At 71.2% G+C, this 12,438-nt stretch carries 9 protein-coding genes; 4 read left to right on the top strand and 5 right to left on the bottom strand.

Annotated elements, in window-relative coordinates:
* Positions 1-486: 486 nt before the first annotated feature.
* A complete protein-coding gene (locus VIB55_RS20640; RefSeq protein WP_331878560.1) occupies positions 487-1,536 on the bottom strand; it encodes a L,D-transpeptidase in 1,050 nt (349 codons plus the stop codon).
* Positions 1,537-1,653: 117 nt separating this feature from the next.
* Positions 1,654-2,637, bottom strand: coding sequence for a quinone oxidoreductase (locus VIB55_RS20635; RefSeq protein WP_331878559.1), 984 nt, complete (start codon positions 2,635-2,637; stop codon positions 1,654-1,656).
* Positions 2,638-2,920: 283 nt separating this feature from the next.
* Between VIB55_RS20635 and htpG the strand changes: the two genes are divergently transcribed.
* Complete coding sequence (htpG, locus tag VIB55_RS20630) at positions 2,921-4,945, top strand: molecular chaperone HtpG (RefSeq protein WP_331878558.1); 2,025 nt, start codon at positions 2,921-2,923, stop codon at positions 4,943-4,945.
* 151 nt (positions 4,946-5,096) lie between these two features.
* Here the strand turns inward: htpG and VIB55_RS20625 are convergent, their stop codons facing one another.
* Positions 5,097-5,477 (bottom strand): response regulator, encoded by a 381-nt coding sequence (locus VIB55_RS20625; protein ID WP_331878557.1) that lies wholly within the window; start codon positions 5,475-5,477, stop codon positions 5,097-5,099.
* A gap of 242 nt (positions 5,478-5,719) precedes the next feature.
* On the opposite strand from VIB55_RS20625, the gene VIB55_RS20620 reads away from it, so the two are divergent.
* From VIB55_RS20620 to VIB55_RS20610, 3 genes are all read left to right on the top strand, one after another.
* Complete coding sequence (locus tag VIB55_RS20620) at positions 5,720-8,005, top strand: hypothetical protein (RefSeq protein WP_331878556.1); 2,286 nt, start codon at positions 5,720-5,722, stop codon at positions 8,003-8,005.
* Positions 8,006-8,065: 60 nt separating this feature from the next.
* Positions 8,066-8,461, top strand: a complete 396-nt coding sequence (locus VIB55_RS20615; protein WP_331878555.1) for a cupin domain-containing protein — start codon at positions 8,066-8,068, stop codon at positions 8,459-8,461.
* A gap of 175 nt (positions 8,462-8,636) precedes the next feature.
* Positions 8,637-9,707 carry a hypothetical protein gene (locus tag VIB55_RS20610; protein ID WP_331878554.1) on the top strand — a complete coding sequence of 357 codons (1,071 nt, stop codon included), beginning with the start codon at positions 8,637-8,639 and terminating at the stop codon, positions 9,705-9,707.
* 626 nt (positions 9,708-10,333) lie between these two features.
* Here the strand turns inward: VIB55_RS20610 and VIB55_RS20605 are convergent.
* Together VIB55_RS20605 and VIB55_RS20600 are read right to left on the bottom strand one after the other, a co-directional pair.
* Positions 10,334-11,122 (bottom strand): S8 family peptidase, encoded by a 789-nt coding sequence (locus VIB55_RS20605; protein ID WP_331878553.1) that lies wholly within the window; start codon positions 11,120-11,122, stop codon positions 10,334-10,336.
* Between the two features lie 14 nt (positions 11,123-11,136).
* A complete protein-coding gene (locus VIB55_RS20600; protein ID WP_331878552.1) occupies positions 11,137-12,318 on the bottom strand; it encodes an HlyD family secretion protein in 1,182 nt (393 codons plus the stop codon).
* Between the last annotated feature and the right edge of the window lie 120 nt (positions 12,319-12,438).

Below are 12,438 nucleotides of genomic sequence, written 5' to 3'. Positions count from 1 at the left end.
AAGAGGCGGCGCGCGCAACCGCGGGCCCCCCCCCTACCCCGCCTCCGGCCCCTCCCCTGCACGGAACTGGTGTGCGGAGAGGAAATTCGGGTCTCGGTGCGGGACCAGAGACGTGCATGACGCCGGCCTCGCTCCGGCGGTTGAAACCGCGCCTGGAACATCACAAAGTCCGCCTACGCGGACTGCGATCGGAGCAAGCAGATCCTCTTCGGATATCTGGATCACCCCGCAGGAACGCCCCACGAACGGCCGGATCTCTCCAGCAGCCGGGACCACCTTGGCTCCTGGCCTTTTCTGCTGGCGGCTTTCATCGATCCGCTTCACTGCTGTATGCCTCCGGAGAAGATTCGCGGTCTGAACTAGGATCATGCGGCACCGGGGGCGCGGCCAAACCCGCCCGCGAGTGTAGCAGCGAAACCAAGAGGACGCAGAAGACCTGTGGCCTTCTGCGTCCTCGCTCCATACGCCCCCGCGGCCAAACGCCCGTCAGGGCTCGTTGTCGGCCTCGGCGACGGGGACGGCGGCGCTGTCCGCCGGGGTGGCGGGCTCCTGAGCGGCCGGAGCAGGCGCGGAGGTGTTCGCGAGCTGCGTCGCGGCGCCTACCGTGGGCGTGCCCAGCAGCGCGGGCCCGCTCTCGGCGGCGGGGCGGGGCGGCTCGGGGCGCAGGTGGGGGATGTCGGCCAGCGCGAACGAGGCGCCGCCACGCGCGGCCCCCTGCCGCAGCCGCGCCATCGCCAGCGACGGCACCTGCGCCGTATCCACCCCCGCGCGCGCCAGCTCGCGCTTCACCGCCGCGGCGAACGCGACATCCCTGCCGTACACGTTGGGGTACACCTGCAGCTGGTCGCCGCGGAGCCTGGCCACCTGGTAGGTAACGCGCATGCGGATGGACCGCGCCATCACCGTATGGCGCTCGTTCTTCCCCGGGCGCGCCAGCCGCTCCAGCTCCGCGCTGTCCGCGTTGGGCGCGGCGATGCGGTGAAGCCGCTTGGCCAGGTCCACCACGTCGGCGTTCGACATCCGGATGCACCCATGCGAGGCCGGCGCGCCCAACCGCCCCTCGGAGGTGGTGCCGTGGATGTAGATCAGCTCGTCCATGTGCAGCTTCACGCGGCCCATGGGGTTGCGCGGCCCCGGCGGCTCCGGCTTGCGGTTGCGCGCCCAGCCGCTTTCCGGCGGCGGGTTCCACCACGGATTCCAGATCACCGTCGCCAGCAGGTAGTCGCCCACGGGCGTGGCGTAGCGCGCCGAGCCCACGGAAACCGGGTAGCTCTTCACCAGGCTGTCGCCAGCCAACAGCTCCAGCCGCCCGCTGGGGATGTTCACCACCACCTCCACGTCCGGCACGATCTGCCGCTTCGGCTTGGCCGGGACGGTATCGGCGGCGGCGCTGTCGCTACGCTCGATGCCCGGGACGGCGCCGTGGCGCAGTCCGTTGACGGCGGTTTCGGCGGCGGCATCACAGCCGGAAAGGCCCGTCGACAGCGAGGCTGCGGAGAGGAGGAGCAGGCCCAGGGAGCGAGCGCGGGACCACATGGGAAGAACGCCTTCAGGGGAGGGATGCGCGGGCGCCGATCGGTGCCCGCACCCAAATAAACATCCAATGCGCCTGCGATACAAGCGGCATGCCGTTCCAGCGGGAACCCGGGCCCTCTACTCTGCCCCGCCGCCGACGCGCAAAAGCACCTTTCCCGTGGTCCGCCGGCCCTCCAGCGCGCGGTGCGCCTCCGCGGCGTCGGACAGGGCGAACTCGGCACCAATCCGCACATCCAGCTCGCCCGCGGCGATCCACGAGAACAGCTCGCCCGCGCGCCAGAGCAGCTCGTCGCGGGTGGCCACGTAGTGCCCCAGCGTGGGGCGCGTGAGGAACAGCGAGCCCTTCTGGTTCAGCAGCTGCGGGTCCACCGGCGGCACCGGGCCACTGGACTGGCCGAAGAGCACCATCATCCCGCGCGGCGCCAGCACGTCCAGTCCGGCGAGGAAGGTGGTCTGCCCCACGGAATCGTAGATCACCTGCACGCCGCGCCCGTCGGTCAGCCGCTTCACCTCGCCCGCGAAGTCCTGCCGCGTGTAGACGATCACCTCGTCGGCCCCCGCCGCGCGCGCCAGCTCCGCCTTCTCGTCAGATCCCGCCGTGCCGATGACGATGGCGCCGCGGCGCTTGGCGATCTGGGTGAGCAGCAGCCCGACGCCGCCCGCCGCCGCGTGGACGACGCAGACGTCGCCTTCGCTCAAGGGCCTGGTGGAGGCGGCCAGGTAGTGCGCCGTCATTCCCTGCAGCATCACCGCCGCGCCCAGCCGCGCGCTGACGCCTTCAGGAAGCGGGACGAGTTTGGCCGCGGGGACGAGCGCGAACTCGGCGTAGGCGCCCAGGTGGCCGGCCCACGCCACGCGGTCGCCCACGCGCACCTCCGCCGCGCCCTCGCCGACGGCTACCACCGTCCCGGCGCCCTCCTCACCCAGCGTGGCGGGGAGCGGCACCGTGTACAGCCCGGTGCGCTTGTACACGTCGATGAAGTTCACCCCCGCGGCCTCCAGCCGCACCAGCGCCTCCCCGGGCCCGGGCTGGGGAACGGGCACCTGCTCCACGCACATCGCGTCGGCGGCGCCGGGCTGGTGAAGGCGTATGGCTTCCATGTGATTGGATTCGCGGAGGTGGATAAGCAGAGGCCGCCCGGGAAGGCGGCCTCGCGACCGGTCGCCGAAGCGGTCCGGGGGGATTTTGCCCCCCAGCGTAATGACCGAGCGGTTCCCAGTCAAGCTCGGCTGACGGCGCGCGGTTCGTGTTTCACCGCATCCCGCCACTTGTTGCACCCGCGGCCAGTTCACTAAATTCCCGGGCTGTCCGCGGGCTTGATGGAGCCCGCGGAACGTCATCGAGACACACACATCATCCGAACGCAGCCCACAGGAGGATAGCGTGCCCGAGCAGGCCCAGCAGTTCGCCTTCCAGGCCGAGGTGCAGCGGCTCCTCGACCTTGTGATCCACTCGCTGTACACCGACAAGGAGATCTTCCTTCGCGAGCTGGTGTCCAACGCGTCCGACGCCATCGACCGGCTCCGGTTCGAGGCGCTCACCAATTCCGAGCTCCTTCCCGAAGGCCACGAGCCCCAGATCCGGCTGGTGCCCGACAAGGAGAACCGCACCCTCACCATCGAGGACGACGGCATCGGGATGACGCGCGACGAGGTGGTGCGGAACATCGGCACCATCGCCCGCTCGGGCACGCGCGAGGCGCTGGAGCAGCTCAAGGAGCAGGACGGCGCCGCCAACCTCATCGGCCAGTTCGGCGTGGGCTTCTACTCGTCGTTCATGGTGGCCCACCGCGTGGAGCTGGTGACGCGCAAGGCGGGAACGGACGAGGCCGTGCGCTGGGAGTCGGCGGGCGACGGCTCCTTCACCGTTACCGAGGCCGAGCGCGACCGGCCGGGCACCACCATCACGCTTCACCTGAAGGCGGTGGACAGCGAAAACGGCATCGAGGACTACGCGGACCGCTGGGTGCTTTCGCGCATCGTACGGCAGCACGCCGACTTCATCACCTATCCCATCATCCTGCCGGCCGAAAAGCCGGAAGAGGTGCCGGAGGGTGAGACGCCGGAGCCGGAAAAGCCCATCAACTCCATGAAGCCCATCTGGTCGCGCCCGCCATCGGAGGTGACCCAGGAGGAGTACGCGGACTTCTACCGGCAGATCTCGCACGACTGGTCGGACCCGCTGGAGACCATCCACACCCGCGCCGAGGGGCTGGTGGAGTACCAGGCCGTGCTCTTCCTGCCGTCGCGCGCGGCCAACGACATGTACTACCCCGGGTTCAAGCCCAACCTGCGGCTGTACGTCAAGCGGATGCTGGTGCGCGAGAACAGCGAGGAGCTGCTTCCGCGCTGGCTGCGGTGGGTGCGCGGCGCCGTCGACTCGCCCGACCTGCCGCTGAACGTGTCGCGCGAAATGCTGCAGAGCGACCGGCACGTCCGGCAGATCCGCCGCGCGCTGACCAAGAAGGTGCTCGACACGCTCAAGAAGATGCTGGAGAGCGACCGGGCCAAGTACGAGACCTTCTGGCGCGAGCTGGGGCGGGCCGTCAAGGAGGGCGTGGACAGCGACTACGAGAACCGCGACTCGCTGCTGGGGCTGCTGCTGCTCGGCTCGTCGCGCGAGGCAGAGGCGCTGACCACGCTCAAGGAGTACATCGAGCGCATGCCCGAGGGCCAGTCGGACATCTGGTACCTCACGGGCACCTCGCGCGAGCAGATCGAGAACTCGCCCGCGCTGGAAACCTTCCGCGACCGCGGCTGGGAGGTGTTGTACCTGACGGACCCCGTCGACGAGCTGGTGGTGCAGTCGGTGACGGAGTACGAGGGCAAGCGCCTGCGCTCGGCCGGGAAGGGCGCGGTAGAGCTGGAGGCGGGCGAAAAGAAGGAAGAGGGCGAGGAGCAGAAGAAGGAGTTCGAGCCGTTCCTGGGCACCCTTCAGAAGCGCCTGGAGAAGTGGGTAAAGGAAGTCCGCCTCTCCGGCCGCCTCACGAAGTCCCCCGCGGTGCTCGTGGTGTCCGACCACGACTACTCGCCGCAGCTGGAGCGCCTGCTCTCGCAGGGCCGCGACGGGGTGCGCCAGCGCCGCATCCTGGAACTGAACGCGGGGCACGCGCTGGTGCAGGGTCTCCGCCGCCGCTTCGACGCCAACCCCAGCGACGCGGTGGTGGGCGACTACGGCGAGCTGCTGCTGGGATGGTCGCTCCTGGCCGAGGGCAGCGAGCCGCACGACCCCGTCCGCTTCACGCAGCTCGTCGCCGGCCTGATGGAAACGGGCCTGGACGCGGCCCCGGCGGGCCCGAGCGCCGCGCCCGAAACGTCGGCCCATGAATCGGAGGCACCGGCGGACTCGTTGGCGGAGGCGTCCGAGCCGGAGCCGGCACCAGAAGACTCGGCTGCGGCTGCAAGCTAGCTTCAGCGCCGCAGCTGGCTGAGTTGATCGGGGCCCCCCTCGGCTTTATCCGAAGGGGGCCCCGCGATTGTCCCATCTTGCCTGAATGACTGAAGCCGGGCCGTCCTGGCCGATCATCAACGGGAGGCAAACGTCGGTTGATCTTTCCGGCTCAGACCGCCGCGTCCACCAGCGTCTTTACGTGGGAAGCGATCACGTCGGGGGGGCAGGGCTTCAGGAGCACCGCCGAGCACAGGCCGCGCATGCGCTCCTGCTCGATGGCCGACTGGGAGCCCGTTACCGCCACGATCGGCATTCGATGAGTCGGCCAGCGCTCGCGGAGGGACAGCGCCGTGTCTACCCCATCCAGCCCCGGCATCATGATGTCCATCAGCACCACGTCGGGCCGGTGCGTGTACATGTGAAGAATCGCTTCGCCCCCGTGCGCCGCCTCCAGCACGTGGTATCCGCAGTCCAGCAGGAACGCGGCGTATGCCTGCCTGGTGGGCGCGTGATCGTCCACCACCAGCACCGTCTTTCGGTCCATCTTCATCCTTTACCGTCGCAGGTCATGGGTCGGTGCTGGCCAAGCGCCCGCAACCCGCCGTTTGGCAATGACTTGGATGATAGTGGACAATCGCGCGCCGCGGCATCCGGAAAGAGGGAACCGGTGTAGGGAGAGTCCCCGACAGCCCCGCGGCTGCTTTCACGGGCCGATCCCAGGCGTGGCGCGGCGCTTGCCGATTCGCCGGGTGAGCACGCCGTGGGGGCGTGCACGGAAATCGGCAGGATTCCATGAAGCTCCGCATGTTCCTGTGCGCGGCGCTCGTTCTGGGCGTGGCGCCTTGCGTCGCAGCCCAGCGCGACACCCTTCGCATCGGCACGCCGCGCGACAGCGTACGGATCGGCGCGCCGGCGGACTCGGGGCGCGCTCGCCGCGACAGCGTTCGCATCCGCATTCCCGGCGACGTGCGGCCGCTGGACACCACGCCGTGGATTCCGGGCCCGGGCAACGAGCCGCTGGCGGACAGCATCTTCGACGCGCCGGGCACGCGCGAGCTGGTGAACCGCGTGATCCGCTCCGGCAGCACGGTTCCCGCCGCGCTCGACGACTACCGCGCCGACATGCGCGCCGCCATCTACCTGTCGCTGGCCTCCGACACCACCGACGCGGCCGAGCTGCCGGTGACCGTCGACGAGGTGGCGGGTGCGGTGCGCTGGAACGAGAGCGGCGCGGTGGAGCAGACCATCAGCGGGCACCGGATCAAGCTGCTGGCGCCCACGCCCTACACCATCGGCTCGCTGCTCGAGGCGCCCTGGATCATCCCGCACCTGTACGGCAACACCATCACCGTCTTTTCGCTGGCGGCCGCGCCCAACGCGCGCGCGCCGCGGGCGCAGGCCATCCATCCCTTCTCGTTCCGGGGCATCGACTTCTACCACTACGAGACGGGCGACACCGTTCGCGTCACCACGCAGGAGGGGCGGCTGACCCTGGTGCCCGTGCACGTGCGGCCCCGCGGCGACGCGCTGGAGCGCGCGGGCACCCACCGCGTGGTGGCGGGAACCTTCTTCGTGGACGTGGACCGCGCCGCCATCGCCCGCGCCCGCTTTGGCTTCGTGGAGAGCAGCGGACGCTTCGTGGTCACCGAGACGGGATTGTTCTTCGAGCTGGAAAGCGCGCTGGTGGAGGGGCAGTACTGGCTGCCGGTGCGCCAGCGGCGCGAGATCCAGATCGGCTCGCCGCTGCTGGGGGGCACGGCGGCCGTGCGGCTGGTGACGGTGCTTTCCGGCTTCGACCTGAACACGGGATGGAAGCCGGAGGCCAGCGGCTCGCGCCTGGTGTGGCGGCTGGAGGATGGTGCCTTCGCGGGCTGGCGTGGCGTGGGCGACGAGACCGACGCCACGGACGTCGCCGACTTCGCGGACCTGCGCGCCCAGGTGCGCCCGCCGGAAAGCACCCGCGGCGTGCAGGCGGCCCTGCGCTACGAGCAGAGCGGGCACCTGTTCCGCTACAACCGGGTGGAGGGCCCGTTCCTGGGGCTGGGCACCGTCATCACCCCGGGCGACCCGGAGCGCCGCGACTGGAACGTGTACGCGCACGCCGGCTACGCGTTCGCCGAGGGCGTGCCGCGCGGCGAGCTTTCGTTCCGCTGGCACCCGGGACAGGGCACCGTTCCCCTGGGCCCGCGCTACAGCGCCGTGGTGGGCGGCTATCGGCGGCTGCGCGACATGACGTCGTTCCGCCCGCCGCTGCAGTGGGAGCTGGGATACGCGCTGACCGCCGCGCTGGCCGGGTACGACGTGCGCGACTACTACGACGCGCTGGGCGCCGAGGCGTTCGCCACGCGCCGGCGCGACCGGTGGACCGCCCGCCTGGGCGGGCGGTGGGAGCGGCACGACTCGGTGACGCTCAACACCGACTCGTACGTGTTCGGCACGGCGGGCGAGTTTCCGTCCGTCGCGGCCGCGGAGCCGGGGACGCACGCGGCGGCGGAGGCGATGCTGCGCTACGCCCGCGGCACCGGCTCCTTTGGCGTGGGCAGCGGTGTGATCGCGCAGCTCACGGCCGACCAGGGGTTCGGTGACTTCGGCATCACGCGGGCGCAGGCGCTGCTTTCCGTGCGCTTGCCGTCGAAGTACGTCACCGCCATCGGGCGGGCGGACGCGGGGACCATCGCCGGGCGTGCGCCGGCCCAGTTCCTGTACCGCTTCGGCGGGATCGAAGGGCTGCGGGGGTACGAGCGCAACGAGTTCGGCGGAACGACGGCGGCGCTGGGGCGCGCGCGGCTTCTGCTTCACCTGCCGCCGTACAGCAGCGAGCCGCTATTCCGCGCGGGCGTGTTCCTGTTCCCGCCGCTGCGCCCCGCCTTCGTCCTTTCCGGCGACGCGGGGTGGTCCACCATCAACGACGAGTCTGCCCCGGCGCTGGCGAAGCTGGGCGCGCGCGAGACGGACGGGTGGCTCACCTCGTACGGGGCGGGCCTCAGCCTGTTCGAGGACGCGGTATCCATCGAGTACGTGTGGCCCGGCGACGGCGGCAAGGGCCGGTGGTACACGGGCTTCGTGGCGTATTTCTAGCGAGCATCGTCAGGCCGACGAAGCTTTGACCACAAACCAGGACCGGAGCCGGAGCAACCCATGTCGTCCATCAACCGCCCCCTCGCGGGACCCGTGCTGGCCTTCGACCTTGCCGAGCAGATCGCCTCGATGCGCGCCGAAGATCCCTACAGCCGCAGCGGCAGGGTGGGGCGCACGCTGGCCAAGAGCGGCCGTTTTCGGCTGACGCTCACCGTGATGAAGTCGGGGAACGAGATCGGCACGCACCACGCCGACAGCCCCATGACGCTGCAGGTGGTGGAGGGTGGGCTGCGCTTTCGCACCGATGGGCAGGAGTACACCCTGGGTGCGGGGCAGGTGCTGTTCTTTGGCCCCGGCGAGGCGCACGACATCCGCGCGGACCAGGACAGCGCCCTGCTGATCACCGTTTCCGCCATCGGCGACGACTACCGCCCGGGCGAAACCGCCAGCGCCTGAGGGATGGATCACGCGGAGGCGCGGAGGTCGCGGAGAACTGCGGGGGCACGCTCCGCTCTGCCGCATTCTCCCCGCCTTTCGCGTGCGCCCGGGATCGGCTGGGCATGACGGGAGCGTACGCCCGGCGTTATGATCCAGGAGAGGGATGGATGCACCGCCACAGCCCGATGATCCCATGACCCGCCTTCGCTCGCGCTTCTCCGCCGTGCTCGCCATCGCAATCATGGCGGGCGCGTGCGACAATCCCGGCGGTCCGCACCGGCCCGGGGAATACAACCTCCAGGTGATCGGGGTGCCGCCGGGCGCGTCGAGCTTTACGCCCGCGGACATCGACGATCGCGTGGTGGTCGGCGCGGCCGAGGTGGGCGGGCGGATGGTGGCGGCGCGGTGGAACGGCGGCGGGTGGACCCTGCTGAACACGGGCGCGCCGGCCGGGTGCGACTCGGAGGCGACGGCGATCTCCGGCGGCAACGTGGCGGGAGAAATCTCGTGCGGCGCCGACACGTACGGCTGGGCGACGGGGATCGCGGGGCGCGTGGACCCGGCGCCGCACACGTTCGTCGACATCAACGCCGAGGGCACCGTGGCGGGCACCCGCGGGCGCACGCAGTCAGAGCTGCGCGCGTTCGTGGCGCGGAGCGGCCTGTTCACCGTGCTGCTGCCGCCGGGCGCCGAGGCCAGCGCCGCGGCGGGCATCGCCGACGACGGGCAGGTGGCGGTCACGGGCTTCAGCGGCTGCGGCCCCGCGGGGTGCACGCGCAGCAGCGTGTGGGTGTGGCGCGCCGGAGAGTGGTCCGAAGCGCCCCTTCCGCCGGGCGCCGATCGCACGGAGGCGGTGGCGGTGAGCAGCGAGGGGCACGTGGCCGGGTTCGGCATTCGCGACGCCGACCAGGACAGCATCCTGGAGAACGACCTGCAGCCGGTGTTCGTCTGGGAGCGCGACGACGACCTGGACGGACTGCCGGTGATCCCCGGGACCCGCGTGGTGGTGCGCGACGTGGCCAGCTCGGCGTTCGTCGTGGGCTCGGCGCTGCGCCCGGACCGTCCCGCGCAGCCCACCTACGGCGTGATCTGGGGCGAGGGGCGGCTGTACTATCTCACCGAGCGCATGATGCGGGAGTTCGAGGACTGGCAGATCGAGGCCGCGCTGGGCATCGACGACCAGGGCCACATCGCCGCCATCGGCACGCATCGGGAGACGGGGGAGACCGGGGCGGTGCTGCTGATCCCCGTCAACCCGCCCTGAGGGTCCTCACCCGGACTGTGTACGGCGTGGGCCGGTGCATGCCTCGGCCGCCCCCCATCCCCAGCCCTTCCCCCGCAAACTGCGCGGGGGAAGGGAGCCAGCCCGGTGCACGTCCCCAGTTTCCCGCCACACCACCGCCTGTCATCCTGAGGCCAAGCCGCACCACACTTGCCCGCACACGATCCCTCGCGGGCCGAAGGATCCAGCCGCGGACGCGTAACAACCCCCCGGCGCGGCAGCGAGCACGCAAGCCGGGGCCTCGGCTCGGAGCAAGCCAAGAGAAAGCGCGGGCCGACGAGCATCTGTCATCCCGATGGAGCGACCGCGGAGAACCTGCACGCACGACATCGGCTGCAGCGACTGAGGGATCCGCCACACACAATCCGAAGCGCACCGGCGGCTCGAGACTGCCCCAATCCCCTCGTGAACGGGTGAACCCGCCGCTCGGAACGCGGCAAGCCCCGACGCGGGCCGCTGTAGCGTCCCGCTCGGGGCTTCAACCTCACGCGCACCGAACCTGCCGGAGCGCGATCGAATTCTCCCTTTCCCCCGCTTGCGGGGGAAAGGGCCGGGGAGAGAGGGCTGCCGCGGCATGAGCGACAGCCAGCCCCATCCGGCACGAAGTTCTAGCTCTCTCCTGCCTCAGACGCCTCGTCCGCCGCCGGCTCCACGGCCGGCAGGGCGAAGCGGGAGAGCATCTCGCGGACCTCCTCGATGGTGGAGCCGGGGTGCGCCTCCAGGATCAGCGCCACGATGCCCGCCACGTTCGGCGCGGCGAAGCTGGTACCGTGCTTCACCACCCGCTCTCCGCCGAGCCACGTGACCTCCTGCTCCACCCCCCACGCCACGCACTCCATGGCGTGCTCCGCCCGGTAGCGGAACTCGTAGGGCGAGGCGAACTTGCCCGCTGACACGCCGATCACGTTCTCGAAGATCGCGGGATAGCTCCAGTCGTTGGCGTTGTGCCCCGCCGTCACGACGATGATCCCCGCGCGGCGCGCCCGTTCGCACGCCACGTACAGGGCGTCGCGCGCGTGCTCCAGCCGCGTGCCCAGGCTCACGTTGATCACCTGCACGCCCGCCTCGATGGACCACAGCAGCGCCGCGTGGATGGTGCCCGGCGAGGTTTCCAGCATCCCGCCGAACACGCGGACGGGGACCACCCGCGCCTCTGGCGCCACCCGCAGCACCAGGTCTACGCACGCGGTGCCGTGCCCCAAGACGTCGTGGTCGTCGTCGTTCCGCCCGAGCGCGAAGTCGTCCTCCGGGTCCACGAACGAGATGCCCGGCAGCACCCGCGGATCGTCGATCGTGCGGTCCCATCCGCTGTCGATCACCGCCACGCGAATGCCCCGCCCCGTGGCCCCGCCCAGCGCCTCGCGCACCCAGGCGGGGGGCGCCGCACGCTCCAGCATCTGCCCCGCGCCGTTCACTTCCGATTCAGCTTTTCGCCCACGTAGTTCCACACCAGCTCCAGGATGCGGCCGGACTTGGTGACCACGTTGGCGCTGACACTGTAGCCGCGCCTGAAGCGCTCCAGCTCGCCCGGCTGCACCTGGTCGCGGTCCAGTGAGGCCACCACGCGGTACACGCCGCCGCCCGTGGGCGCGGTCGCGGGGGCGCCTCCCCCTCCGGGCCCGCCACCGGACGGGCCGGAACCCGCGGGCTCCGACGCCACATGGGTGACGCGGGCCTCCAGCTGGCGGCGGTCGGACTGCCGGAAGGCCTGCACCTCCAGCCGCACGCGGTCGCCCAGCTCGATCTTGTTGACGTCGCGCTCGGGCACCAGCATGGTCACCCGCCAGTCGGCCAGGTCGCCCACCTCGAGCAGCGTGACGCCCTCCTGCACCAGCGCGCCCGGCAGCCGCCGCTCCACGTCGTCGGTGAGCACCACGCCCGCGGCGGGCGCGAGCACCGTGCTGCGGGCGATGCGCTGCTCGACCTCGGCGGCCTGGGCGCGCAGCCGGTCGATCTCCGTTCCCGTCTTGCGCTCGTCGAACCCGCGCAGCGCCAGCATCCCCGTTTCGGTGCCGGTCAGGCGGATCTCGGCCTCGGCGCCGCGCACCTCGCCCACGGCCAGGTCCAGCGTCACGTGCTGCCCCGGCCGGTGCGCCGCCAGCATGGAGTCGACGTTGGTGCCCAGCCCGTGCTCCACCATCCGCTGCAGCAGCGTGGCGCGCGAGGTCGTGAGCCGGGCGCGGGCGCGGTCGAGCTTTTCGGACTGCTGGGCGCGCTCCAGCGGCGTGGCGGCCGCGCTGCGCGCCCGGTCGATCTCCGCCGACCGCAGCTGCGCCTGCAGCTGGGCCAGCTGCGTTTCCAGCGCCAGGGCGTCCAGCTTCACCACCGGCTGCCCGGCGGCCACCGTGTCGCCGGTCTTCACCAGCACCTGCCGCACCACGCCGCCGGCCTGCGCGCGCACCGGCCACAGCTGCACCGGCTCCAGCACGCCCGACGTCTTCACGGTGACGTCCATGCTCACGAACATCGACACCAGCAGCGCGGCCAGCACCAGCAGCCCGATGAAGGCCAGCGTGTAGCTCACGGCGCGCTTGACGAACCTCGCGCCCGGCTGCCCGTCGTCGCCCAGATTGGGGAGGCGCAGCGGAATCACGTTCGCTTCGGATTTCCTGGGCGCATTCATGGGGTCACCGCATGGCCGGGTCCACGCCGCGGGGCCGGGGCTACGGCGCGCAGCCGCCGGCCGTCGTCGGGCGGCGCGCCGCCCGCCCGC

This window comes from Longimicrobium sp. (assembly GCF_036554565.1).
Lineage (GTDB): Bacteria > Gemmatimonadota > Gemmatimonadetes > Longimicrobiales > Longimicrobiaceae > Longimicrobium.
Note: the sequence above shows the minus strand (reverse complement) of the source record. Positions and strands in the feature narration are given on the sequence as shown.

Bases quoted from the DNA above. Each gene is read 5' to 3' on its own strand.
- VIB55_RS20605 (WP_331878553.1), bottom strand. From the start codon at position 11,122: ATGCTGGAGCGTGCGGCGCCCCCCGCCTGGGTGCGCGAGGCGCTGGGC.
- VIB55_RS20635 (WP_331878559.1), bottom strand. From the start codon at position 2,637: ATGGAAGCCATACGCCTTCACCAGCCCGGCGCCGCCGACGCGATGTGC.
- VIB55_RS20610 (WP_331878554.1), top strand. From the start codon at position 8,637: ATGACCCGCCTTCGCTCGCGCTTCTCCGCCGTGCTCGCCATCGCAATC.
- VIB55_RS20615 (WP_331878555.1), top strand. From the start codon at position 8,066: ATGTCGTCCATCAACCGCCCCCTCGCGGGACCCGTGCTGGCCTTCGAC.
- VIB55_RS20620 (WP_331878556.1), top strand. From the start codon at position 5,720: ATGAAGCTCCGCATGTTCCTGTGCGCGGCGCTCGTTCTGGGCGTGGCG.
- VIB55_RS20640 (WP_331878560.1), bottom strand. From the start codon at position 1,536: ATGTGGTCCCGCGCTCGCTCCCTGGGCCTGCTCCTCCTCTCCGCAGCC.
- VIB55_RS20625 (WP_331878557.1), bottom strand. From the start codon at position 5,477: ATGAAGATGGACCGAAAGACGGTGCTGGTGGTGGACGATCACGCGCCC.